The 23,275-nt window shown below is 64.6% G+C and carries 20 protein-coding genes; 12 read left to right on the plus strand and 8 right to left on the minus strand.

Annotation, left to right across the window (positions count from 1 at the left end; translation table 11 throughout):
* Window positions 1-159: 159 nt before the first annotated feature.
* Window positions 160-1,059 carry an HNH endonuclease gene (locus BIWAKO_RS21045; RefSeq protein ID WP_069880297.1) on the plus strand — a complete coding sequence of 300 codons (900 nt, stop codon included), beginning with the start codon at window positions 160-162 and terminating at the stop codon, window positions 1,057-1,059.
* A 156-nt stretch (window positions 1,060-1,215) separates the two neighbouring features.
* Here BIWAKO_RS21045 and BIWAKO_RS21050 read toward each other — a convergent pair whose 3' ends face one another.
* Window positions 1,216-1,794: a cupin domain-containing protein gene (locus BIWAKO_RS21050; protein WP_069880298.1), complete on the minus strand. Its 579-nt coding sequence runs from the start codon at window positions 1,792-1,794 to the stop codon at window positions 1,216-1,218.
* A 358-nt stretch (window positions 1,795-2,152) separates the two neighbouring features.
* Here BIWAKO_RS21050 and BIWAKO_RS21055 point away from each other — a divergent pair, with 358 nt between their 5' ends.
* The 7 genes from BIWAKO_RS21055 (at window position 2,153) to BIWAKO_RS21085 (ending at window position 10,888) form a co-directional block, all read left to right on the plus strand.
* Window positions 2,153-3,775 carry an amidohydrolase gene (locus BIWAKO_RS21055; RefSeq protein ID WP_244523507.1) on the plus strand — a complete coding sequence of 541 codons (1,623 nt, stop codon included), beginning with the start codon at window positions 2,153-2,155 and terminating at the stop codon, window positions 3,773-3,775.
* 12 nt (window positions 3,776-3,787) lie between these two features.
* Window positions 3,788-4,729, plus strand: coding sequence for an ABC transporter permease (locus BIWAKO_RS21060; RefSeq protein WP_069880300.1), 942 nt, complete (start codon window positions 3,788-3,790; stop codon window positions 4,727-4,729).
* Entirely contained in the window at window positions 4,729-5,637 is a 909-nt protein-coding gene (locus tag BIWAKO_RS21065) for an ABC transporter permease (RefSeq protein ID WP_069880301.1), read from the plus strand. Before BIWAKO_RS21060 ends, BIWAKO_RS21065 begins: the two co-directional genes overlap by 1 nt.
* A gap of 27 nt (window positions 5,638-5,664) precedes the next feature.
* Complete coding sequence (locus BIWAKO_RS21070) at window positions 5,665-7,254, plus strand: ABC transporter substrate-binding protein (protein ID WP_069880302.1); 1,590 nt, start codon at window positions 5,665-5,667, stop codon at window positions 7,252-7,254.
* A 117-nt stretch (window positions 7,255-7,371) separates the two neighbouring features.
* Window positions 7,372-8,832 (plus strand): amidohydrolase family protein, encoded by a 1,461-nt coding sequence (locus BIWAKO_RS21075; RefSeq protein WP_069880303.1) that lies wholly within the window; start codon window positions 7,372-7,374, stop codon window positions 8,830-8,832.
* Window positions 8,829-9,821 carry an ABC transporter ATP-binding protein gene (locus tag BIWAKO_RS21080; protein ID WP_069880304.1) on the plus strand — a complete coding sequence of 331 codons (993 nt, stop codon included), beginning with the start codon at window positions 8,829-8,831 and terminating at the stop codon, window positions 9,819-9,821. Before BIWAKO_RS21075 ends, BIWAKO_RS21080 begins: the two co-directional genes overlap by 4 nt.
* Window positions 9,818-10,888, plus strand: coding sequence for an ABC transporter ATP-binding protein (locus tag BIWAKO_RS21085; RefSeq protein ID WP_069880305.1), 1,071 nt, complete (start codon window positions 9,818-9,820; stop codon window positions 10,886-10,888). The genes BIWAKO_RS21080 and BIWAKO_RS21085 overlap by 4 nt, the downstream gene beginning before the upstream one ends.
* Before the next feature lie 51 nt (window positions 10,889-10,939).
* Here the strand turns inward: BIWAKO_RS21085 and BIWAKO_RS21090 are convergent, their stop codons facing one another.
* The gene (locus BIWAKO_RS21090; RefSeq protein WP_069880306.1) at window positions 10,940-11,956 is read right to left on the minus strand and encodes a 2Fe-2S iron-sulfur cluster-binding protein; all 1,017 of its coding nucleotides are present in this window, start codon (window positions 11,954-11,956) and stop codon (window positions 10,940-10,942) included.
* Between the two features lie 227 nt (window positions 11,957-12,183).
* Between BIWAKO_RS21090 and BIWAKO_RS21095 the strand changes: the two genes are divergently transcribed.
* Window positions 12,184-12,438 (plus strand): heavy-metal-associated domain-containing protein, encoded by a 255-nt coding sequence (locus BIWAKO_RS21095; RefSeq protein ID WP_069880307.1) that lies wholly within the window; start codon window positions 12,184-12,186, stop codon window positions 12,436-12,438.
* A gap of 378 nt (window positions 12,439-12,816) precedes the next feature.
* Here the strand turns inward: BIWAKO_RS21095 and BIWAKO_RS21100 are convergent, their stop codons facing one another.
* The 6 genes from BIWAKO_RS21100 to BIWAKO_RS21125 form a co-directional block, all read right to left on the minus strand.
* On the minus strand, window positions 12,817-13,878 hold the full coding sequence (locus BIWAKO_RS21100) for an IS110 family RNA-guided transposase (protein WP_069878466.1): 1,062 nt from the start codon (window positions 13,876-13,878) through the stop codon (window positions 12,817-12,819).
* Window positions 13,879-14,212: 334 nt separating this feature from the next.
* Window positions 14,213-15,703: an ABC transporter substrate-binding protein gene (locus BIWAKO_RS21105; protein WP_069880308.1), complete on the minus strand. Its 1,491-nt coding sequence runs from the start codon at window positions 15,701-15,703 to the stop codon at window positions 14,213-14,215.
* Between the two features lie 136 nt (window positions 15,704-15,839).
* Window positions 15,840-16,901, minus strand: coding sequence for an ABC transporter ATP-binding protein (locus tag BIWAKO_RS21110; RefSeq protein WP_069880309.1), 1,062 nt, complete (start codon window positions 16,899-16,901; stop codon window positions 15,840-15,842).
* A complete protein-coding gene (locus BIWAKO_RS21115; RefSeq protein WP_069880310.1) occupies window positions 16,898-17,965 on the minus strand; it encodes an ABC transporter ATP-binding protein in 1,068 nt (355 codons plus the stop codon). The genes BIWAKO_RS21110 and BIWAKO_RS21115 overlap by 4 nt, the downstream gene beginning before the upstream one ends.
* A gap of 200 nt (window positions 17,966-18,165) precedes the next feature.
* Window positions 18,166-19,056: an ABC transporter permease gene (locus tag BIWAKO_RS21120; protein ID WP_069880311.1), complete on the minus strand. Its 891-nt coding sequence runs from the start codon at window positions 19,054-19,056 to the stop codon at window positions 18,166-18,168.
* The gene (locus tag BIWAKO_RS21125) at window positions 19,046-19,990 is read right to left on the minus strand and encodes an ABC transporter permease (protein WP_069880312.1); all 945 of its coding nucleotides are present in this window, start codon (window positions 19,988-19,990) and stop codon (window positions 19,046-19,048) included. Before BIWAKO_RS21125 ends, BIWAKO_RS21120 begins: the two co-directional genes overlap by 11 nt.
* Before the next feature lie 690 nt (window positions 19,991-20,680).
* Here BIWAKO_RS21125 and BIWAKO_RS21130 point away from each other — a divergent pair.
* The 3 genes from BIWAKO_RS21130 to BIWAKO_RS21140 are packed head-to-tail and all read left to right on the plus strand — an operon-like array spanning window position 20,681 to window position 23,257.
* Entirely contained in the window at window positions 20,681-21,406 is a 726-nt protein-coding gene (locus tag BIWAKO_RS21130; RefSeq protein ID WP_069880313.1) for a cupin domain-containing protein, read from the plus strand.
* A gap of 42 nt (window positions 21,407-21,448) precedes the next feature.
* A complete protein-coding gene (locus BIWAKO_RS21135) occupies window positions 21,449-22,309 on the plus strand; it encodes a GNAT family N-acetyltransferase (RefSeq protein WP_069880314.1) in 861 nt (286 codons plus the stop codon).
* Between the two features lie 21 nt (window positions 22,310-22,330).
* Window positions 22,331-23,257 carry a 2-hydroxyacid dehydrogenase gene (locus tag BIWAKO_RS21140; protein WP_069880315.1) on the plus strand — a complete coding sequence of 309 codons (927 nt, stop codon included), beginning with the start codon at window positions 22,331-22,333 and terminating at the stop codon, window positions 23,255-23,257.
* Window positions 23,258-23,275: the final 18 nt, after the last annotated feature.

The raw sequence follows: 23,275 nt of genomic DNA on the forward strand, positions 1-23,275 counted from the left end.
GATCCAAGAGCTTAGCGGTTAAGGTGGGGGCGCCATCCAAAGGGGAGGTCGGCCCGCTGGTGTACGATGCCGTCTTTGAAGGCACGGCAATACTGCTCTTTGCGCGCCGCCCCCGACAGGAGACTAGCGTCGGGGCGCCACACAGCGCTATCAACGGCCATGGGGTTCGGCGTCTTCATCCACCGGTACGATTCGATCTACGATGACAGCCCGGCTGAGAGATATCAGTTCCCGCGGCAATATCTTGGTCGCGTTCAAGCCTGCGTCGGTGACTGGATCGTCTACTACGAGCCGCGCAAGGTGCTGAATACGCGCGGATACTTTGCCATTGCCAAAGTTCAGCAGGTCATTCCCGACCCAGCCGCGAACGACATGTTCATTGCGGTGGTCGAGCCTGGCAGCTATCTCGACTTCGCTAATCCCGTCCCCTTCGCTGACGAGAGCGGTGTCATCGAGCGCGGCGTGCTAAACGGCGAGGGCCGGATCTCTGGCCGAGCACAAGCCGCGGTGCGGCCGATCTCATCGGCCGACTTCAACCGTGTGCTCGCCCTCGGACTCGACGATGCGGAGCCACTCCTGCCGCGAAGCGATATCCCGAACGTCGCCGGCGGGCTTGCGGAAGAGCAGGCTCCCTTTGTCTTCGATCAAGCCCGAGAGCGGTTGGCGATCGCGCTCTCACGGATCGTGCGCGATCGAGCATTTCGCCGAACGGTGCTGCGGGCCTATGGCGAGCGCTGTGCGATCACTGGCCTCAGGCTGATCAATGGCGGCGGTCGTGCTGAGGTCGCTGCCGCCCATATTCGCCCCGTGGAGGCGAACGGGCCGGACATCGTCAGCAATGGGCTCGCGCTGTCGGGAACGGCGCATTGGATGTTCGATCGCGGGCTGATCAGTCTGTCCGATGACCTGGACATTCTGGTCTCGCGCCATGCGAACGACGTTGATGGCATCCGGGCTTTCGTGAACCGAAGCGGCCGCGCGTTTGCTCCCGCGCGGCCCGTTGAGCGGCCCCATCCTCATTTCCTCAATTGGCACCGAGAAACCTGCTTCAAGCAGTAACGAGATTGCCAAGCCGCCCTTCGCGCGCTCGATCGAGCAACGCGGCAGCAGTACAGCGGCCGAGGTCTTCTGATCTCGCGCGCAGAGGCGTTTGAAAACGGCCATCGACGATCCTGGATCCTGCTCCGGCGAGGCGCGCTCGCTCGCGCCCGGACGTCAAAGATAGGGCGGCGTGCAGGCGCTCACCACCTCGCAGCGCGCGGCGCCGATATTGCGAAAGCGATGGGGGGTGCGGCTGTCGAAGAGATAGGCGTCGCCGGGGCCAAGGATCTTGATCTGGTCGCCGACCGTGATCTCGAGCTCTCCCGACAGGACGACACCGCCTTCATGCGAATCATGCTTGAGCATGGTCACGCCGGTATCGGCGCCGGGCTCGTAGGATTCATGCAGGATCTGCAGGTTATGCGCCTTGGCGTCGCCGACCTGCCGGAATGACATGCGGCCCTCGCCACTGCCGCCACTGACCTGGTGCAGGCGCGATGTCAGGTCGAGAAGGTCGCCCGCCTCGAAGAAGACCTTGCCGCGCGGTACGCGCTCCTCGTCAAAGAAATTGACCATCGACATCGGAATGCCGTCAAGAATCTTGCGCAAGGATGCAACCGATGGGCTGTTCCGATTCTGCTCGATCAGCGAGATCAAGCTGTGCGTCACGCCCGACCGGGCTGCCAGTTCACGTTGTGAAAGCCCGGCAGACGCCCTGATTTCCTTCAATCTTCCACCCACATCAAAACTCATGACCGGTCTCCGCCCGTCTTTGTTCCATCACGCGATGCCTGCGGCCTGATGCGCACAGCATGCAGCGCTTGCCTGCTCAGCGCCCCTTGCGCTGTCAAATATTCTGAGCAATGCTAGCCCCAATCCAATAAGAAAATGACTCTGAGGAAATATCAAGGATGGAAGAGTTTTTGCGGCTCCAGACCGCTGATTAGAGCATATTCCATTATTCGACCGGCCCGAACGTCGCGGACTTAGTGCGCTAAATCTGCGGTGCGCTGCGCGTTTGCTTGCGTTTGGCAAGTTATGCGCGGGATGGCCTCCATCATTACAATGCAGCAGTGAGCGTAAGGTTATGATTCAAGCGGACACCGTCTTGTTGAACGGCCGCATCTTCTGCGGTCTCGCCGAAGGTTTTGTGGAGGCCTTGGCGGTCAAGGACGGCAAGGTCCTCGCGGCCGGTTCGACTGAGGAGATCGCGAGTCTGCGGGCTGCAGGCACGCACGTCATCGATCTCGCCGGGCGCGTTGCGATTCCCGGCCTCAACGATGCGCATATGCATCTGCTGCCGCTCGGCATCAGCATGAACGAAATCAATCTGCGGCCGGAAGAGGGCGTGCGCAGCATCGACGAGGTCCTGCGCCGCGTCGCGGCCGTGGCCAGGACGAAGAAGCCCGGCGAATGGGTGCTCGGGCGCGGCTACGATCACAATGAGCTGGCTGAGGGCCGTCATCCCACCGCCGACGAACTCGACCAGGTGGCGCCCGACAACCCGGTCTATATCAAGCGGACCTGCGGCCATGTCGGCGTCGTCAACAGTCAGGCGATGCGCAAGGCCGGCATCGGCCACAATACGCCGAGCCCCGACGGCGGCCTGATCGAGCGGCGCGACAACAAGCTCACCGGCCTGCTCGCGGAAAGCGCCATGCGCCTGATCGTCGATGCGATGCCGAAACCCAGCCACGCGGAGCTGACGACGGCGATCGAGCAGGCGGGCCACTACATGCTGTCGCAGGGTTTCACCAGCGTAATGGATGCCGGCGTCGGCATGCTCGCCGGCATGGCCGAGATCGAGGCCTACGAGGAGATGGCGCGCAGCAACCGCCTGCCGGTGCGGACCTGGGTCTGCATCTACGGCAATGCCGACGGGATCGGCGATGCCGCGCATGCCGCCGGATACCGATTCGGACGCGAGGTCGGCCTCCTGCGCTATGGCGCCATGAAGGTGTTCGGGGACGGAAGCGCCGGCGGTCTGACGGCGGCGATGAGCCAGCCCTATCGCGTCGGCGACCCCGACAATCGCGGCATCTTCATCTATTCCGACACGGACATGCACGGTTACCTCGCGCATTATCACCAGCTCGGCTACCAGCTTGCGATTCATGCCATCGGCGATGCGGCGATCGAGCAGGTGCTGTCGGGAATCGAGCAGGCGGACAGTGCCGAGCACCCCATCCGCGGGCGCCGTCACCGCATCGAGCATTGCGGCTTCCTGACCGACGGCCAGCTCGCCCGCATGGCAGCTGCCGGAATCGATCCCGTGCCGCAGCCGGTGTTCATCTACGAATTCGGCGATCTCTACGTGCATAATCTCGGGCAGGAGCGGGCGGACGCCTCCTATCCGATGCGCAAATGGTTCGATGCCGGCGTGCATCCGGCTGCGAGCTCGGATGCGCCGGTCTGCGCCACCGATCCGTTCAAGAACCTCTTCACGATGGTCACGCGCCAGACCAAGCGCCATACGGTGATCGGTGCGTCGGAGCGCCTGACGATGGAGGAGGCCGTCCACGCCTATACGGCGATCGGTGCCTATACCCAGTTCGCCGAAGACCGCATGGGACGTTTGGTGCCCGGTCAGCTCGCCGACATCGCGGTTTTGTCGCACGACATCTTCGCGGCTGCGGTCGAGACGGTGGAGGTGGAGGCGCGCTGCGATCTGACGCTGCTGGGCGGCGAGGTGGTCTATGACCGGCTCGGCCAGTTCGCGGCCGCGGCGCAGTAGGGAGAAGCCGGAATGCTGCGGCACACGCTGCAACGGCTGCTGCTCGCGCTGCCGGTCCTGTTGGGGGTTCTCTTGCTGGGCTTCCTGCTCATGCAGGTGGTCCCGACCGATCCGGCGCAGGTGCGAGCGGGGCCAACCGCCACACAGGACATCGTCGAGGCCATCCGCCGCGATCTCGGGCTCGACCAGCCTCTCTGGAAGCAGTTCCTGATCTATGTCGGGCGGTTGCTGCAGGGTGATCTCGGCGTGTCGATCATCAACAATGTGCCGGTCGTCCAGGAACTCGGCAACACGATCGGGCCCACGCTCGAACTGATGGTCGCATCCCTGATCTGGGCCATCCCGCTGGGCATCGCCATGGGCACGGTCGGCGCCTATTTCCGCGGCTCGATCCTCGACCGCGCGATCATGGCGGTCTCGGTCGCAGGCGTGTCCCTGCCGGTGTTCTTCCTCGGCCTGGCGCTGATCTGGCTGCTCGGCTTCAAGTATCCGCTGCTGCCTTTCACCGGCCGGATGGGGCCGTTCTGGACCTGGGACGGCTTTCTCGCGATCATCCTGCCTGCCATCACGCTCGGCGGCGTCTTCGTCGGCCCCGTCGCCCGCATGACCCGCAGCTCGGTGCTCGACGTGCTGGGGGCGGATCACGTCAGGACGGCCCGCGCCAAGGGGCTGACCGAACGGGCCGTGGTCATGCGGCACGCCCTGCGCAATGCGCTGGTTCCGGTGGTGACGCTGATCGGACTGCAGATCGGGTTTCTGCTCGGCGGTGCCGTCGTGACCGAGACCGTCTTCAGCTGGCCAGGTATCGGCCGGCTCGCTGTGGGCGCGATCCTGTCGAGCGATCTGCCGATGGCTCAGGGCACCATCATCGTGCTGTCGCTCGGCTTCATCCTGATCAACCTTGCCGTGGACGTGCTCTATGCCGTGCTCGACCCGAGAGTGAGGGGCGCCTGATGAGTTCCATCACGCAGACGCTCGCAAAGGGACAGGCGGAACCGCTGCCGACCCCGGCGATCGAAGACTTCATCGTCCGCCGGCCATCGGTGTTGAGAATGCTCGTCAGCGATGTCGGAGCCTGCATCTCGCTGGTACTCGTGGTGCTGGTGATCGCCGGGGCGATCCTCGCGCCCTGGATTGCGCCGTCGGATCCCTATGGCGGCGATCTCGCCAATACCCTTAAGGCGCCTGGCGAGATGGGCCTGCTCGGCACGGACGGGCAGGGGCGTGACATGATCACGCGACTGCTCTTCGGCCTGCGCACCACATTGCTGATGGGGTTCGCTTCCGTCCTCTTCGGCTGTGCGCTCGGTGGTCTCGTCGGCTTCGTTGCGGCCTATTACACGCGGGTGTCGGGCCTGCTCATGCGCTTGATGGACGTGCTTCTGTCCTTTCCGGCCATCCTGTTCGGACTGGCCATCGCCGCCATTTTCGGGCCCGGGCTCACGGCGGTGATCATCGCCCTTTCGATCGCGACCGTGCCTCTGATGGCGCGTGTCGTGCGCGGTTCGGCCATCGTCGTGCTGCAGCAGGACTATATCGAGAGCGCGCGCTCGCTCGGCATGAGCGACGCACGCATCATCTTCAAATATCTGCTGCCGAACTGCCTCTCGGCGATCTTCGTCTTCGTCACCCTGCGGTTCGGCCAGGTCATCCTGCTCGGTGCAGCCCTGTCGTTCCTCGGCCTTGGCGCGCAGCCGCCAACGGCAGAACTCGGCGCGATGGCGGCGGACGGCCGCAACTTCCTGTTCTTCGCGCCGCATGTCTCCGTCCTGCCCAGCCTGGTCATCTTCGTGGTCGTGCTGGCCTTCAACGTTCTCGGCGACGCGCTGCGCGATGCTCTCGATCCCAAGCTGCGCAAATAGACGCAGAATTTCCGGAGGTTCCCTCACATGAATAGGCTTACCGCACTGCTTCTCGGCAGCGCCGCTGCTATTGCGGCCACCGCCGGGCCGGTCTCTGCTCAGCAGAAGGCGCCGTTGTCGATCCTGCGCGTCATCGACGCTGACAATTACGATCCGATCCGCTCGACATCGACGGCCGCGGCCGAGGCGCTCTACATGCTGGCCGACACGCTGGTCAGCGTCGATTTCGACATGAAGACCATCAAGCCCGGTCTGGCGGAATCCTGGACGGTCTCTCCGGACGGCACGACCTACACCTTCAAGCTGCGCACGGACGTGAAGTTCTGCGACGGTCGTCCGATGACGGCCGAGGACGTCGTCTATTCGCTGAAGCGCTGGACCGATCCGGCCAACAAGTCGCCGGTGTCGTTCCGCGGCGGTCAGGTCAAGGACATCCGCGCCGAGGGCGACGCGACTGTCGTCTACGAACTGAAGGAGCCCTATAGCGACCTGCTCTTCCAGATCGGCCTGTCCTTCGCTTCGGTGGTCGACAAGAACGCGGTCGAGAAGCTCGGCGCCAATTTCGGCGTTCAGGGCTTCAACGCGACGGGCCCCTATTGCTGGGTGAAATGGACCCCGCGGCAGGAACTCGTCATGAAGAAGAACCCCCACTACACCTGGGGGCCGCCGATCTACAAAGATCCGAAGCCGCAGATCGACGAGATCGTCTGGAAGATCATTCCTGAGTCGAATACGCTGATGGCGGCGATCCAGGCCAAGCAGGCCGACGTCACTTACTATATGCCCTATATCGCGCTCGACACGATGCAGCGTATGCCCGGCATGCAGGTGCAGCGGCAGGACAACTACATCTACGACATCTTCATGGGCTTCAAGGTTGACAAGCCCATCGCCAGCGAGGGCGTGATCCGCGAGGCGGTCAACATGGCCGTCAACAAGGACGCCATCGCAAAGGCGATCTTCTTCGGCAAGGGCCAGACCCTGCCGGCCCTGCTGAATGCCAGCGTCCTCGACTTCGACAAGGACGCAGCCGCCAAGATGCCGAAATACGATCCGGCCGCGGCGGCCAAGCTCCTCGATGCGGCTGGCTGGAAGGCCGGTGCCGACGGCATCCGCGAGAAGGACGGCAAGAAGGCGACCTTCACGGTCTATGGCATCCGCAACGACGTCAATCCGCGGATTACCGAGGCCATGCAGGCCGACCTGCGCAAGGTCGGCGTCGACATGAAGATCCAGCTCTGGGATGCCACGGTTGCCTGGGGCAAGCTCGCCACGCAGGAATTCGACGCCTTCGTGATGGCCTATCCCTATGTGACGGCGACCGAGGCCCTGAATCTCTACTTCAACAGCCGCCAGGCGCCGACGCCGAACCGGATGAACTGGAAGGACCCGAAGACCGACGAGATGCTGAAGGCTGCGGCAACGGCCGTCGATGCCGACAAGCGCAAGCAGGCGATCGGCGCCGTCCAGACCCAGCTCACCGAAGCCAATGTCTGGGTGCCGCTTGTCTCACAGCCGCTCTGGGTCGTCTCGGGCGACCGCGTCGAGGGCGTGCGTGCCCACGGCGTCTATGGCGCAGGTCTCTACAAGGGCCTCGACATCAAGCTGAAGCGCTGAGCGCTTCGCTGCGGCGCGGGAACACCCTGCGCCGCATCTGCCGCTCCGTCGGCCGCCTGCCTCCCGCACGCGGCCTTCGGTCCGGGGCCTTTCCCTGTTCTTTGTACGGATGATGCCATGACGATCACGGTCATCAGGAATGCGGATGTCGTCGTGGCCTGGGATGCCCAGGCTGCCGGTCACGTCTATCTCTACGGTGCGGATGTCGCCTTCGAGGATGGCAAGATCCTCTTCGTCGGCGAGCGCTACGCTGGCACCGCGGACGAGGTTGTAGACGGGCAGGGGCGGATGGTCATGCCCGGCCTCGTCAATATTCACTCGCATCCGTCGAGCGAACCGCTCAACAAGGGCTTCCTCGATGAGCTCGGTTCGCCGGCGCTCTACAATTCATCGCTCTACGAGTTCATGCCGATCCTGCGCCCGGATGCCGAGGCGGTGCCGGATTGCGTGCGCGTCGCCTATTCCGAGCTGCTGCTCTCCGGCGTGACGACGGTCGCGGATCTGTCGGTGCCGCACCCGGACTGGCTCGATCTTGCGGCGCAGAGCGGCATGCGCGTCTGCCTCGCACCGATGTTCCGCTCGGCTCGCTGGCATACGCGCAATGGCCATGTCGTCGAATACGAATGGGACGAGAAGGCCGGCGCCGACGCCATGGCGCAGGCCTTCGAGGTTATCGCCAGGGCCGAGGCCCATCCCTCCGGCCGCCTGTTCGGCATGGTATGCCCCGCCCAGATCGACACCTGCAGTGAGGAGCTGATCAAGGAGAGCTACGCCGAGGCCGGCCGACGCGGGCTGCGCTGGCAGATCCATGCGGCGCAGTCGACAGTCGAGTTCCATGAGATCACGCGCCGGCATGGCGTTTCGCCGATCCAGTGGCTCGAGAAGCTCGACGTGCTCGGCTCGACAAGCATCGTCGGTCACGCCATCTTCCTCGATGACTACCCGCGCAACGCCTGGCACAGCCGCCGCGATCTCGATCTCCTGGCGCAGACCGGCACGACCGTCGCCCATTGTCCGACCGTCTTCATGCGGCGGGGCATCGCCTTGCGCGATTTCGGGCGCTATCGACGCGCCGGCGTGAATATCGGCCTGGGTACGGACACCTATCCGCACAACATGCTCGAGGAGATGCGCAACGCGGCCTATGTCGCGCGCCTGATGGCGGAGAGCCCTCGCACGCTCAGCACGACCGACCTGTTCGAGGCTGCGACGGTCGCTGGTGCTCGTGCGCTGGGGCGCAGCGATATCGGCCGGCTCGCGGTGGACTGCAAGGCGGATCTCGTGCTCGTCGATCTCGACCATCCCATGATGCAGCCGCGACGTGATCCCGTTCGCAGCCTGATCTATGCGGCGGCCGAGCGCGCGGTCGATCGCGTCTATGTCGATGGCCGGCTTGTCGTCAGCGGTGGCGAGGTCCTCACCCTCGATTATCCCGCCGCTGCACGGCGCCTGCATGAAGCTCAGAAGCGGACCGAAGCGGCAGCTCCGAGGAATGACTGGGCCGGCCGCCCGGTGACGGATTACTCGCCCCTGACGTTTCCCGAAGCCGGGCAGCGGGCGTCCGGGGCCCGCTCATGAGCGTGACCAAGGCCACGCCGATCATCGAATTGCGCAACCTCACGACGGCGTTTCAGACGCTCAACGGGACCGTGCGGGCGGTCGACGGCATTTCGCTCTCGCTCGAGCGCGGCAAGACGCTCGGAATCGTGGGGGAGAGCGGCTGCGGCAAGAGCATGCTGTCTCTGTCGATCATGGGGCTCGTGCCGCCACCGGGGCGCAATGCCGGCGGCGAGATCCTGTTCGGAGGGCGCGATCTCCTGAAGCTGTCGCCGAGCGAGATGCGCGACATTCGTGGCAACCGCATCGCCATGATCTTCCAGGAGCCGATGACCAGCCTCAATCCCGTGCACACGGTGGGGTATCAGGTCGTCGAGTCCCTGCGCGCGCATCGCAAGGCGTCGGCCCGGGACCTGCGCGACGAGGCCATCGAGGCGCTGCGCAGAGTGCGCATTCCGTCGCCCGAGCGACGCTTCGATGAGTATCCGCATCAGCTGTCCGGGGGCATGCGCCAGCGGGTCATGATCGCCATGGCCCTGACCTGCAAGCCGACGCTGCTGATCGCGGACGAGCCGACCACGGCGCTGGACGTTACCATCCAGGCCCAGATTCTCCGGCTCCTGCGCGAGTTGCAGGAGGAGACGGGCATGTCGATGATCCTGATCACTCACGACCTCGGTGTCGTCGCCCAGGTCGCCGACGAAGTCGCCGTCATGTATGCCGGCAAGGTGGTCGAGCGGGCCTCGGTCAACGACGTGTTTCACGACCCGCAGCACCCTTACACGATCGGCCTGATGGGCTCGATGCCGCGCATGGACCAGGGCGTGGAGCGCCTTATCGCGATTGACGGCGTCGTGCCTCCGCCTTTCCGGCTGCCGCCAGGGTGCCGTTTCAACCCGCGCTGTCCGTTCGCGGATGATGGCTGCCGCGCGGAAATGCCTGTGCTCGGTGAAATCGGCCCGGCCCATCTCGTCGCCTGTCGGAAGGCCCCGCTGGAGGAGTTCGTATGACAGCGCCGTTGCTCGAACTCGAGGACGTGACCAAGCACTACCCCGTCTTCAAGGGCCTGATCCGGAAGAAGCAGGTTGGTGCGGTGCGTGCCGTGGACGGGGTGAGCCTGCAGATCAATCCGGGCGAAACCCTCGCCATTGTGGGGGAGAGCGGTTGCGGCAAGTCGACCACCGCGCGCCTTGCCATGCGGCTCATCGAGCCCACGGCGGGGAGCGTGCGCTTCGAAGGTCGCGACATCACGCATCTTGACCGGGCGGCGCTGCGCAGCATGCGTCGCAACATGCAGATCGTCTTCCAGGATCCCTATGCCAGCCTGAATCCGCGCATGACTGTGGAGGAGCTGATCGCCGAGCCCCTGCTGGTCCATGGCGAGGGCACGGCAGCCTCGCGGCGGGCCCGCGTGCTGGAACTGCTCCGAAGGGTCGATCTCGCCCCATATCATGCGGCGCGCTATCCGCACGAGTTCTCGGGTGGCCAGCGCCAGCGCATCGGCATCGCCCGGGCCCTGGCGCTGTCGCCCAAGCTCATCGTCTGCGACGAGCCCGTCTCGGCCCTCGACGTGTCGATCCAGGCACAGGTCGTCAACCTGTTGAAGGACCTTCAGAAGGAACTCGGTCTGGCCTATCTGTTCATCTCCCATGGCCTCGCCGTCGTGAAGCACATGGCTGACCGCGTGGCGGTGATGTATCTCGGGCAGGTCGTCGAACTGGCGAGCAAGCAGGACCTCTACGGCAATCCGCGCCATCCCTACACGCAGGCCCTGCTGTCAGCGGCTCCGGAGCCCGACCCGACCAGGCGCGAGGGGTGGAATGTGCTCGGCGGCGATGTCCCGAGCCCGCTCAATCCGCCAGCAGGCTGCCGGTTCCATACGCGCTGCCCCCTTGCGCAGGAGCGTTGCCGCAGCGACGTGCCGAGCCTGCGCTCGGTCGGCGCAGGACACAGCACCGCATGCCATTTTGCAGAGACGGTTCCAACCTTCAGCCACGCGGCTGCGGCCAGGGAGGAATCGCCTGGCCGGCGCCGGCGCCTCGCGCTCTATGAGGCGAGCCGCCGCCAGGTGAACTAAGCGAGGCTTGAGGTTGAGGCGGCCCGCACGCCGATTGTCCTCGTCTCGCCGTCACGCCTGGGCCGCGGTCTCCGTGGCGTCCGCGCATGCCTGGTCCGATGTCGTGAAGAAGGCGTCGGCATAGGCGTGAGCTGGGTCGAGTCCGCGGCGCGTCATCGCTGCGACGGCGTCGTCAACCAGGCGCGGCGAGCCGGCGACATAGGCTGTCATGCCCTCGATCTCGGCGAGCGCTTCAAGGCGAGCGCCGAGCGGCGGTCCGTCGCTGAGGACAGGGACATAGGTAAAATCGGCAAGCCGGTTGGCCAGGTCAGCGATCGTCGCTTCCTGGTAGAGATCATGCTCAGCCCGGGCAGCATTGTAGAGCCGGATCGGCTGCTTCAGATGCAGGCGCGCGGCACTGTGGAGGATCGACAGGATCGGGGCGAGCCCGGTTCCGCCGGCCACGGCGAGGATCGGCCCAGTCCGCCTTGCGCGCAGATGCGCCGTGCCCATCGGGCCACGCAGCCAGACGGGATCGCCCGACCGCAGCCCGCTCGCGACGTAGCCGCTGGTTGCACCATTGGCGACATGCCTGACGTGGAACTCGAGAGTAGGATCGCCAGGTTCGTTCGCCATCGAATAATTGCGCGGCGCACAGCCCGCGAAACGCAGTTCGGCATACTGGCCGGCCGTGAAGGCGAGCGGCGCTCCCTCCAGTTCCACACGCAGGACCGAGATATCCGGCGTCGGGCGTTGCAGCGAGACGACCCGTCCCGAAGCCTCGCGCAGGGGATGTCCGGCCGTGTCGCTGCCAAGCCAGGCGACGCGGCAATCGCTGCGCGGCTGCGCGCGGCAAGCGAGAACGAAGCCGCGCTCGCGGTCCGCTGCGGTCAGTGCGAACGGCGTATGGGGAAGCAGCTCGACTTCGCCCGAGAGAAGCCTCGACTTGCAGGCGCCGCAGCGCCCGACCTGGCAGCCATAGGGATAGGCGTACCCGGCAAGCTGGGCCGCCTTCAGGATCGTCATATCCGCCGCAACCGTGATGTCGGCTGCGAGGTTGGCGATGCGGACTGTATGGTTTGCGGTCATCGAGCGGGCCTCAGCTCAGGCTCAAGCGCCGCCGACCGCCTTTCGGACTGAGTGTTTCCCGTCATCTGCGCCACCTCGATTGGACGAACGGTCACTGCGATGCGGCTTCCCATCGTGGGAATGTCAAGCGGCTGGATACCTCTAGAGTGGAGAAAATCCGGGCTTGACCTTGCCATATGGCAAGGAACGACACTGATTTGCGCTCATTCCTTCAGGAGAGGTTTCCTATGTGCCAAGCTCACCAGACCCACGATCATGAGGTTGCTTCCGCTGCCGTTTCCGGCGTTTCCGTCCGCGTCGAGGATATGACCTGCGGCCATTGTGCCGGCACCATCAAGAGCGCCATCGAGAGCTCGATCCCCGGCGCCAAGGTCAACGCAAACCCTGAGGCTCGCCTCGTCTCGGTCGAAGGCGCCGATCTTGCCCGGGTTCGCGAGATCATCGCGCAGGCCGGCTATACACCGGACGCCGCTCACGCCTGAGCGTTTGAGGCCGGCGATCCGGCTTTCGCTCAAGGCCAGAATGGCTCCTGTGAATCGTGACAGCCGCGGCGAATGCCGCGGCTTTTTGCTTGATGGTGCTGCCGATCCATCGCGCTCGTCCTCCGAGCCCGATCAGAATGCCTGGCTCTTTTGTATGGACCGGCTGCGTTTCACAACGGTTGGGCGCGATAACGGAAGTCGCTCATATGTATCCGGCCTACTGATCGGCTCGCGGGCCGTGGCCTCGTTGGGAATACGCGCGCACCTTTGGCCTCATTACCAGATCGGCCGTTCAGCGGCCAAAAGGGCCACCAGGCTCTGGGTGCGCATATTGAATCCGTTCCATGCCTGCTCCGTCGCGAACTCCTTGGGAGGCTGCTAGATGGCGAGCGCCTCCTCGTGTGTGTCGAACGACCGTCCGTTGCGCAAAACGCTCCAGCTGATGCGAGCGAGCTTGTTGGCAAGGGCTGTCGCAAGCTTGTTGCGGTGAAGCCGCGGAGCCGCCTCCTTCAACCAGGTTCCGAAGCTGAACTTCTCCCAGTTCTGCGGTCTCATGATGATGACCTTCGCGGCTTGGATGAACAGCATTCTCAGATAGGTGTTGCCCTGTTTCGAGATGCGCCCGAGCACGGTTCTCCCGCCGGTGCTGTATTGCCGCGGGACGAGACCGAGCCAGGCGCCAAAATCGCGGCCTCGGTCGAAGGCTTCACCGTCGCCGATCGCGGCGACCAGCGCCGTCGAGATGATTGGCCCGACACCTGGAACGCTCATGAGCCGTGTGCAAGCAGCCTGCTCGGCCGCGATCTTCTCGATCTCGGCGGTGATCGTCTCGATCCGCTCGTCGAGCCACAGCCAGTCCTCGTAGAGGCCGACGATCAGATCGCTCATACGAGGCGAGATCTCATCGGCACGGTTCTTCAGGATGTCGAAGAGCGAGGTGCGCAGGGCCCGCAACCCCGGCCGAATGGCGATACCCTGCTCGATCAGGAACGCCCGGATCTGGTTGACCGTTGCGGTTCGGCGCGAGACCAGCCGCGACCGGATGCGGTGGTAGGCCTGCAAGTCGAGTTCGTCCTGCGTCTTCTCCCGCACCACCCGCAGGTTCGGTCGCAGCGCGGCCTCCGCGATGGCCTCGGCATCGTTGTAGTCGTTCTTCTGCCCCTTCGCGAAAGGCTTGGCGTACTTCGCCGGAATGATGCGGGGCTCATGGCCGAGCCTGCGCAGCGTACGGGCAACGAAATGCGCACTTAGGCACGCCTCCATTCCGACGATGCAGGCAGGAAGGATCTTGAAGGTCTCTTCGAGCGCCAAGCGTCGGATCTTGCGCCGGAAGGCGATCTTGCCGTTCGCGTCGAAGCCGACGAGGTGAAAGACGTCCTTGCCGATATCGATGCCGATAACGGTGAGTTCTGCTTCAGTGTTCGAAGTCGTCCTGGTCATGGGGCTGCTCCGGCTTGACGGTAAGGCCGCAGCTTACGCGGCCGCGGGAGCAGCCGGTCCATCCCATTACCGGAGGAGCGGAAGCGCGGCGTCTCGGGGCTCGGGGGCTCATCGACTGTCGGGCGAACGATTGAAATGGGCGTCAGTGTCGCCTCCATTCCGATGGAGGAGTTCGAACCCGCAATCCGGACCGGGGAGCCTCGATCATCGGCGCCGGACGGGGGAGGTCGGTCATGCCCGATGCCATTGCGGATCAGGCTCGACGAATAGTGAGGCCCGGCTCAGAAGCGCCGGGCCTCACTTTACGCGATAACGATATCGGCGGGGAGTCAGCTCACTCCAGGCCCGGCGTCATCGTGTAGTAATTGATGAAATGTGCCTTGTAATTCTTGACCTTTGCCGCGTGGGCATCGTAGCTCGATTCATGGATGAGGAAGACGTTGATTGCGTCTCTCTGGATCTTTTCGCCAATGTTTGCGTACATCTTGAAGCGCTCCGCCTGATTTTTCGCTCCGTAGATCTTGTTGATTTCAGCATCCATTTCAGGTGCGCAGTAATGCGCGATATTGAAGCTTCCCGTACATGAGTAATCGGCGTTGATGAAGCCGATCGGCTCGGGAACGTCGGTCAGGTAGCCGCGCGACATGAAGGCCATGTCGAAGTTGCCGGCGAGCATATCCGGCTCAATGGCCTTGTACTCCGCCATCCGGATATCGACCTTGATCCCGACCTGTCCGAGCATCTCCTGCACCACGGCGGCAACATCCTTGAGCTCGACCTTGGATACGTAGCCCCAGAGATTGAGGGTCAGGCTGCCGGGCTTGATGCCGGCTTCCGCCAGCAGTTTTTTGGCTTTCGCAGGGTCATAGGACGGCTTCTGATTGGCTGGCGCCCACGGATCGCTGGTACGGAAGGGCCCCATGGCCGGCGTCGCGGCGCCCTCATAGACCGCGGCCGCAATCGCCGAAGTGTCGATCGCGGCCTGGATCGCCTGGCGGACGCGGATATCGTCGAACGGCTTCTTCTTGTTGTTGAGGAGAAGCATGAGGATGCGCGGTGCCTTGGTCTGCTCCAGCTTGACGTTCTTCAGGTTCTTGAACTGGGCCAGTGCGGTGGCCGAGATCAGCCGGGCGATATCGGCTTCTCCGGTGCGGATCTGGGTGGCACGGCTGTTCGCATCCGAGATGAACTTGATCTCCGCACCGTCGAGTTTTGCCTTGCCGCCCCAATAGGTGTCATTGCGCTTGACGGTCATGCCCTGCTTGGCGTCGACGCGTGTAATGGCGAAGGGGCCGGTGCAGGTGTTGATCGGGTTGACCTTGCCATCCTTGTAGGCCGCCGGTGCGAGGATCGTCGTTGCCGGGCTGGCCAGCTGGCCGGGGAGGAAGACCGAGGGTTCGATCGTGGTGACGCGCAGGGTTTCAGTGTCGGGCGCCTCGACGGATTTGATGTTCTTCTTCGAGAAGGCCCTTGCCGGCACCTGCGCTGCCAGGAGCTGGTTGAGTGCGTTCGCCGCGGCTTCGGCCGTCAGCGGGCTTCCGTCATGGAATTTGACGCCCTGGCGAATCTTGAAGTCCCAGGCGGTGGGCGACGATTGGCTCCATGCGGTTGCGAGCGAGGGCTTCAGCTCGCCGTCGAAATCAACCTTGGTCAGGCCCTCGTAGCACCCCGAGCGACTGCCCAGATAGGCGTCGTCAGACGCCATGTCCCAGCCCGCGACGACGCTCACGACCTCGTTGATGCTGAGGGTTCCGGCGGCCTGGGCCGCGGTTGCCGCAGACAAGGCAAATGCGCAGGCTGCCCCAATGGTCTTGCGATTGCTCATTCGTCGATCCCCTGTTTATGCTGCTTATGGTTGCAGCAAGGCTGATCGTCCCGCGTCCGGCGAAGAATTTAATACCGTTCTGGCGGGAATTGGCCGCAGAACCGATCGTCCCCTTCGAACGCGCACCGATAAGATGTCATGAGCCTGTCAGTGCCGCATCAGACGTCCCCGCAGCGCGATAGGTCACCGCTGTCAGGTCGAGCTTTTCCCAGTGGTGGCAGCGGACGAGATGGCCGCGGCCTGCGTCGCGAAGCAGGGGCATCTCGCTGGTGCAAGGCTGCGTCGCAAAGCGGCATCGCGTCTGGAGCCGGCACCCCGGAGGCGGAGCGAGCGGGCTTGGCAGATCGCCCTTGAGATAGCTGGCTGCGCCGTCAAGACCGGTCTCGTCGATCAAGGCGGATGAGATCAGTGCGCGGGTATAGGGATGGCGCGGGCGGGCGAAGAGTTCGTCGCGGCCGGCGATCTCGACGATCTGGCCGAGATACATCACGGCAATGCGGTCGCACATGTAGTTCACGACGCGCAGATCATGGGAAATCATCAGCAGCGTCAGGCCGAAGCGCTCCTTCAGGTCGAACAGAAGGTTCAGGATCTGTGTTCGCATCGAAGCGTCCAGCGCCGAAGTCGGCTCGTCGCAGACCAGGAACTGCGGTTTCAGCAGCAGGGCTCGTCCGATGACCACGCGCTGCAACTGCCCTCCGGAGCATTCGCGGGGATAGCGCTCGGCGAAGGAGGCATCGAGCCCAACCTCGTCGAGCATCTGCAGCACCGTAGCGTGAAGCGTGTCACGCGTGCCGAGCTTGTTCTGGATCATCGGCAACAGCATGCTGTTGCCCAGCGTCATGCGCGGATCGAGCGCCGCATAGGGATCCTGAAAGACGAGCTGCATGGTCCGTCGCATGCGGCGCAGGTCCGGGCCGTTCAGCGCCAGGACGTTGCGCTGGTCGATCCTCGCTTCGCCGCCCGTCGCGGATGTCAGCCGCATCAGGACGCGGGCGATGGTGCTCTTGCCGCAGCCGGACTCGCCGACAAGGCCCAGGACCTCGCCCTCGCGGATGGAGAAGGAGACGCCGTCCAGCGCCCTCAGGGAGAGCCCTGCGCGCATCAAGTAGTGCTTCTTGAGGTCGGTGACCTCGACGAAGGGCCGGCCGGCCGGGGATTGAGACCGCGGCGCCATGTCGATGCGACTGTCGATCATGCGTGGACTCCACTGGCGGCCATCGCGGGATGGTCGTTGCAGGCCACGGCCCAGCAGCGTGCCATGCAGGTGCTGTCATAGGTACTCAGCTGCGGCTCCTGCTCGAGGCAGTGCGCGGAAATGCCGTTGGCTGCGGCGGTCGGGCAGCGCGGCAGGAAGCGGCAGCCTTGCCCGGTTGCGAGCGCGGTCGGCGCCGCCGGAATCGAATAGAGCCGACCGTTCTCGTCCGCCTTGAGCAGCGAGCACTGCACCAGAGCCCTGGTGTAGGGGTGACGCGGCTGTTTGAGGATATCGCGAGCCGGGCCTTCCTCGACGATGCGCCCGGCATACATCACCGCGACGCGATCGGCGATCGCGGAGACGATCGACAGGTCGTGGGTGATCAGCAGGATCGCGAGGTTCCGCTTTCGGCGCTGCTCGTCCAGCAGCTTCAGGATCTGAACCTGCACGGTGACGTCGAGCGCCGTCGTCGGCTCGTCAGCGATCAGGATCTGGGGCTCGCCGCTCATCGCGGCTGCCATCATCACGCGCTGCGCCATGCCGCCGGACAACTCATGCGCATAGCAGTCGATGCGGCTCGCCGGAGCGGGGATGCCGACATCGGCGAGCAGTTTGATGACGCGCTCCTTGACCGAGGAGCGGTCGGGGCGGCGGTGCTTCCAGAGCGCCTCCGCCACCTGCACGCCGACGCGCGAGGTCGGATCGAGCATGGCCTGCGGCTGCTGGAAGATCATGGCGATGTGCCCGCCGCGCAGATGGTTCAGCTCGGCCTGGCCCATGCCAAGCACATCGCGCCCCCGAAACAGGACCTGCCCACCAGTGATGCTCGCGGCCGATGGCAGCAGACGCATCAACGACAGCGCCGTCATGCTCTTGCCCGACCCCGACTCGCCGACGAGCGCGACGATCTCGCCGCTCCTGAGCTGCAGGTTCAGGCCATCGATGATGGTCTTCGACGACCCCTTCCCGGGGATCGACACGTGCAGGTTGCGAATGTCGAGAAGCACGTCCCTGGCCGGGGCGGCCAGCGCGTCATCGGCAGCTTCGGGAAGGCGCTGATCCATCTGTGACCCCTCTTTTCTGTTTTCTTGGCCGTATTCGTCGTTCGTGCACCCGCTCTTCGCGGTTCTGGCTATCGTGCTTTCCTATTTGCGCGCGACACGCGCCCGTTCGGGCTCGAGGGGCAGGTGTGAGGGCCTACCGGAGCGATGTGGAGGGCGGGCTTGCACATTCGGTTGGCTGCATCCGTCCCCATCTGGCGATCCTATCGGGCTTCCTTGAGTTCGAGGCCCTGACCGATCCAGGTCACTGACAGCGCCGTCAGGAAGATCGCCAGGCCTGGCACGATGACGAGCAGGGGCATCCGTTCCACATAGGGCTGAGCCTCGGCCAGCATCAGCGCCCAGTCAGCCTGGGGTGGCTGCACGCCGAGACCGATGAAGGAGAGGCCGCCCACCGTGATCAGCTTGTGCCCGAAGCGCAGGAAGGTGATCGCCGCGATCGGCCGCAGGGTATTGGGAATGATATGCCGGACGATGATGAAGGTGCGCGAGCAGCCCAGTACCTCGGCGGCGCTGATATATTCCTTGGCGCTGATCACGAGGGCCAGTCCGCGCGACAAGCGGGCGAATGGTGTCCAGCCGATGATGGTCAGCGATACGATGAGCGTGCCATAGCCCGGTCCGAGGATCGCAATGGCGAAGATGGCGATCACCACGTCGGGAAACGAGATCAGAAGATCGACCAGGCGCATGATGATTTCATCGACCCAGCCGCCCGAGCGGGCCGAGATGATGCCGATGACGGTTCCGATGGTGACGCAGAGGAATAGCGTGACCATGGCAATCAGCACGGAGAACTGGCCGCCGACCAGAATCCGGCTCAGCAGATCGCGGCCAAGATGGTCCGTCCCGAGCCAATGCGCTGCGCTCGGCGACGCCAGGCGGCGCAGCAGACTCTGGCTTGCGGGGTTATAGGGAGCCACCCAGGGACCGGCGATCAGCAGGGCGGCGATCAGTGCAAACAGCACAATTCCGACCCCGAAGGTCCAGTGGCGGCTGCGTGCGAAACTAAGGAAGCGTCGAAGCGCTGAGGGGCGGCCAGCCACGGCGTGGCCGGCGAGCGGGGGCAGGGGGAGGGCGGTATCAGTGGACATGGCCCATCCGCACGACTGGATTCAGCAGGATGTAGAGGACGTCGGCGACGGTGTTGATCACGATCGACAGGACGACGATGCACATGAAGCTCGCTTGCAGCACGGGCACGTCGTTATTCACCACGCCTTCATAGATCAGCCGTCCCATACCGGGGATGGAGAAGATGACCTCGACCACGACGGAGCCGCCGAGCAGGCCGGCAAGCCACAGGGCAAACAGGGTGACGACTGGCATCGATCCGTTGCGCAGCCCGTGGTGGACAACCGTCTGCCGCATGCTCAGCCCGCGGCTGAGCGCGGCGGTGATATAGGGCGCCTGCAGCACATCGATCATCGCTGCGCGGGTGACGCGCGTGAAATAGGCCATCGGGCGCAGCGACAGCACCAGGGCTGGGAGCACGATATAGGACGGACCCTGCCAGCCGGCGGACGGCAAGAGACCGAGATACAGCGAGAAGATCAGCACCGAGATCGGCGCGAACCAGTATTCCGGGATGGCGACGAGGGACTGCGTGAGGAAGGTGACGATATTGTCCAGGCGTCCGCCCGGCTTCAACGCCACAAGCGTTCCCGTTGGAAGGGCGACGAGCAAGGCGAGGCCCAGCGCTGCCATGGCAAGGGTGAATGAGACGCCCAGCGACCGCAGCACTTCCTGTCCGACCGGCGCACGGCTGACGAAGGAATAGCCAAAGTCGCCGCTCAGTGCTGCCTTCAGCCAGGACAGGTACTGGCTATAGAGCGGCTGTTCGAGACCGAGGCTGATGCGCAGGGCCTCGACGGCTTCGGTATCGAGCGCGACGTCTCCCATGCGGGACCGCAGGATCGTCCGTACAGGATCGCCGCCATTCATATAGGGCACGATGAAGGCGAGCAGCGAAATGAAGACGCATGTCGCACAAAGCAGCGTGAAGCGTTTCAACGCGATCGTCCACATTCACGCGCCCCTTTTCGTCGATGCGCCAGGTAGCAAGACCGCTGATCCTGCCCCTGACCCCAATGTCGATCCGAACCGTCTCCGCCCAAGCGCAGATCACAGCATCAGCAAGGAACGGGCCGCGGCATTCTGGTGCGGCGCACATTCCGGCACAGGAGTGATCGCTCGACGCGTGTCAGGCGCAGTTCCCGGAGTGTAAGTCGCAGCGAAGGCTGCCGATGTCGTTCTGGATGGCAGGCCGACAATACCGTGCCGTTTTCGCCCCCCGGCATGGCAGGCCATGCCGTCATCTCCTAAGCGCGGGATCGCGTGGGTATTCCGATCGGCGGCCTTTGCTGGCGTCAAGGCGGCTGGCTCCGCTCGGACGATGATGTCGATATGCCTTTCAGGGATGAAACAGCCCTGAGGTTCGTCATCGAGAGGCACATGTCAGCGCGCGCGGGTGCTGATCGCCGTTTCGCGCGATGAGAGGCTTTCAGCAGATCATGCCGTCCCTGTCCGCTTCGGGCAGAAGCGGGGGCGGCTGCCGCTCACCTCGCGCGAAGCCGCCCCTCTCATTTCCCGGGGGCCGAGATGTGTGGCCGAGCAAGGATCAGGCGGAGGCTGCCCCCGGAAAGATGGTCCAATCCCGGTGACGGCTTTGGCTTTAGCTCTGGACCTGTCGCAAGAAACGTCTGGACGGCTCCACAGATGACATCGCCCGCAATCATAGTGCTTCACCGCGCCAAGGGCGCCCAGCCTGCCATCAGCCCCGGCACGACAAGGCTGAGCGCCGCCGACCCATTTGCCGCGAGCCGCGAGATCGCCTGGACCGGCCCTGATTCCATGGCGGCGGGCCGCGCTGCGTTCGAGGGGACTTGCGAGAGCGCCTCGTTTCCTCACACCGAATTCATGGTCGTCGTCGCCGGGCTGCTGCGCCTTGCCGAGACCGGCAAGGCTGCTCTGGAGTTGACGCCTGGGCGTGGGGCCGTGATCGCGCGCGGCACCGCGTTGCGGATCGAAGCAGCGCCCGGTACGCGCTTCGTCTTCTGCGCCACGACCGGTGCGACCTCGGCCGCGCCTGGCTTGCAGGAGATTCGGGCCGATGCCGCCCTCTCGCCCTCGGCAGCCCCGCCGGTCGAGGTGCTCATCGGCCCGACGCCACAATGCCGCAGCTTCAACGCCTTTACCGACGAGGCTTCGCGCTTCCGGGCAGGCACCTGGGATTCGACGCCCTATCACCGCATCTCGCGACCGCATCGCGTCAATGAGCTCATGCATCTGGTGGCTGGCAGCGTCGCCCTCACGGGAGCCGATGGCAGCGTCACGCGCGTCGAGCAAGGCGACAGCGTCTTCGTTGTCCAGGACGCACCGTGCGCCTGGGAAAGCAGCGCTCATGTCGCCAAATTCTACGTCGTGCAGGAGGTCCAGGGCTGAGCCCGCGACATCGTGCCGATGCCTCTGACCATGGAACCGATAATGTCCGCTACCGCCCCTCAAGAGACGCTGCTGCTGCGTGAGATCTCGACGGCCGACGCACTGGCCTGCCATGCGTTGTCGCGCGCCGTGAACTGGCCGCATCGGGCCGAGGATTGGGAGATGGTGATCGGCCTCGGCCGTGGCGTCGTCGCGACGCTCGGCGAGGAGATCGTCGCGACCGCGCTCTGGTGGCCCTATGGCGAGACCCATGCCACGCTCGGCATGATCATTGTTTCGCCCGCCCATCAGGGTGGAGGCATCGGCAAACGGCTGATGCAGGCGCTGTTCGAGCAGGCGCAGGGGCGCTCGCTGATGCTCAACGCCACCGCCGCCGGGGAGCCGCTCTATGCGAAGCTCGGCTTCGTTCCCTGCGGTGGGGTGCAACAATATCAGGGTGAGGCGCCCGCGATCGCGGCGCCCGTCCTGCAAGCGGGCCTGTCGCTGCGCCTCGGCCGCCAAGCGGATCTGACGCTGTTGGAACGGCTTGACCGCCAGGCCACCGGACTGGTGCGTAAACCGATGCTGGAGATGCTGCTCGCCTGCGGCGAGTGCATCGTGCTGGAGCGGGACGGCCGGCCCGTGGGCTTCAGCATCCTGCGCCGCTTCGGTCGCGGTCTGGTGGTCGGACCTGTCGTCGCCACGACGCGCGACGATGCGCAAATCCTGATCGCGCATTGGCTGAATGAACAGCGCGGCCAGTTCCTGCGTGTCGATATCCAGGCGGACCGCGGGCTGGAAGGCTGGCTGACCGAATGCGGGCTGAAGCCTGTGGGGCTGGTCACGTCGATGGTGCTCGGCGAGATGCCAATCCTATCGGGGCCGATGCGCCTCTATGCGTTGGCGAACCAGGCCCTTGGCTGATATCCGGAGCAGGCGGGTACCATGACGCTGCTTTACAAATCCGATCCCGCACGCGGCGCCGAATGGGCCAGACTTCTGGCGGCAAGGGCGCCGGATCTGGGGTTTCGCATCTGGCCGGATATCGGCGATCCCACAGACATTCGCTATCTCGCTGCCTGGATGCCGCCAGACGACATCATGGCGCAGTTCCCTAATCTGGAATTGCTGATCTCGGTCGGGGCCGGTGTCGACCAGTTCGATTTCTCGAAGCTGCCGCCGGAGCTTCCGGTCGTGCGGATGGTCGAGCCCGGCATCGTCGACGGCATGGTCGAATACGTCACGATGTCGGTGCTGGCGCTGCATCGCGACCTTGTGCCGTGCATCGCCCAGCAGCGCGACCAGATCTGGCGTCAGATCAGGGTCTGGCCGGCTTCGACCCGTCGTGTCGGCATTCTGGGGCTCGGCATGCTGGGGGAGGCCGCGTGTCGCAAGCTCGCAGGTTTCGGCTTTCAGGTCGCGGGATGGAGCCGATCGCGCCGCGAGATCGAGGGCGTCACCTGTTATGCCGGCCCTGACGAAATGGCCGATTTCCTCGACCGCACCGATATCCTGGTCTGCCTGTTGCCCCTGACCGATGAGACGCGCGGCGTGCTGAATGCCGAGCTCTTCGCAAAACTGCCGCGCGGGGCGCGGCTGGTGAGTTCGGGACGTGGCGGCCATCTTGACCAGGATGCCCTGCTCGCCGCGCTTGATAGCGGCCAGATTTCGGCGGCGGTCCTGGATGTCACCTCGCCCGAACCGCTGCCCGCCGGCCATGAGCTGTGGCGCGACCCGCGCGTGCTGATCACCCCGCATATCGCCAGCATGACCCAGCCGGAGACGGCGGTCGATGTCGTGCTCGACAATCTGAGACGTCATCGCGCCGGCGAGCCGCTGCTCGGGCTGGTGGACCGCAAGCGCGGCTATTGAGGAGAGGTCAGTCCATGC

Origin of the sequence: Bosea sp. BIWAKO-01 (genome assembly GCF_001748145.1) — a bacterium.
In the GTDB taxonomy this organism is placed as follows: Bacteria; Pseudomonadota; Alphaproteobacteria; order Rhizobiales; family Beijerinckiaceae; genus Allobosea.

What these genes read in the sequence shown, in the direction of transcription:
- BIWAKO_RS21070 (WP_069880302.1), top strand. Translation starts at nt 5,665, where the DNA reads ATGAATAGGCTTACCGCACTGCTTCTCGGCAGCGCCGCTGCTATTGCG.
- BIWAKO_RS21065 (WP_069880301.1), top strand. Translation starts at nt 4,729, where the DNA reads ATGAGTTCCATCACGCAGACGCTCGCAAAGGGACAGGCGGAACCGCTG.
- BIWAKO_RS21130 (WP_069880313.1), top strand. Translation starts at nt 20,681, where the DNA reads ATGACATCGCCCGCAATCATAGTGCTTCACCGCGCCAAGGGCGCCCAG.
- BIWAKO_RS21135 (WP_069880314.1), top strand. Translation starts at nt 21,449, where the DNA reads ATGTCCGCTACCGCCCCTCAAGAGACGCTGCTGCTGCGTGAGATCTCG.
- BIWAKO_RS21125 (WP_069880312.1), bottom strand. Translation starts at nt 19,990, where the DNA reads ATGTGGACGATCGCGTTGAAACGCTTCACGCTGCTTTGTGCGACATGC.
- BIWAKO_RS21085 (WP_069880305.1), top strand. Translation starts at nt 9,818, where the DNA reads ATGACAGCGCCGTTGCTCGAACTCGAGGACGTGACCAAGCACTACCCC.
- BIWAKO_RS21050 (WP_069880298.1), bottom strand. Translation starts at nt 1,794, where the DNA reads ATGAGTTTTGATGTGGGTGGAAGATTGAAGGAAATCAGGGCGTCTGCC.
- BIWAKO_RS21105 (WP_069880308.1), bottom strand. Translation starts at nt 15,703, where the DNA reads ATGAGCAATCGCAAGACCATTGGGGCAGCCTGCGCATTTGCCTTGTCT.
- BIWAKO_RS21060 (WP_069880300.1), top strand. Translation starts at nt 3,788, where the DNA reads ATGCTGCGGCACACGCTGCAACGGCTGCTGCTCGCGCTGCCGGTCCTG.
- BIWAKO_RS21080 (WP_069880304.1), top strand. Translation starts at nt 8,829, where the DNA reads ATGAGCGTGACCAAGGCCACGCCGATCATCGAATTGCGCAACCTCACG.
- BIWAKO_RS21045 (WP_069880297.1), top strand. Translation starts at nt 160, where the DNA reads ATGGGGTTCGGCGTCTTCATCCACCGGTACGATTCGATCTACGATGAC.
- BIWAKO_RS21115 (WP_069880310.1), bottom strand. Translation starts at nt 17,965, where the DNA reads ATGGATCAGCGCCTTCCCGAAGCTGCCGATGACGCGCTGGCCGCCCCG.
- BIWAKO_RS21110 (WP_069880309.1), bottom strand. Translation starts at nt 16,901, where the DNA reads ATGATCGACAGTCGCATCGACATGGCGCCGCGGTCTCAATCCCCGGCC.
- BIWAKO_RS21100 (WP_069878466.1), bottom strand. Translation starts at nt 13,878, where the DNA reads ATGACCAGGACGACTTCGAACACTGAAGCAGAACTCACCGTTATCGGC.
- BIWAKO_RS21090 (WP_069880306.1), bottom strand. Translation starts at nt 11,956, where the DNA reads ATGACCGCAAACCATACAGTCCGCATCGCCAACCTCGCAGCCGACATC.
- BIWAKO_RS21120 (WP_069880311.1), bottom strand. Translation starts at nt 19,056, where the DNA reads ATGTCCACTGATACCGCCCTCCCCCTGCCCCCGCTCGCCGGCCACGCC.
- BIWAKO_RS21075 (WP_069880303.1), top strand. Translation starts at nt 7,372, where the DNA reads ATGACGATCACGGTCATCAGGAATGCGGATGTCGTCGTGGCCTGGGAT.
- BIWAKO_RS21095 (WP_069880307.1), top strand. Translation starts at nt 12,184, where the DNA reads ATGTGCCAAGCTCACCAGACCCACGATCATGAGGTTGCTTCCGCTGCC.
- BIWAKO_RS21140 (WP_069880315.1), top strand. Translation starts at nt 22,331, where the DNA reads ATGACGCTGCTTTACAAATCCGATCCCGCACGCGGCGCCGAATGGGCC.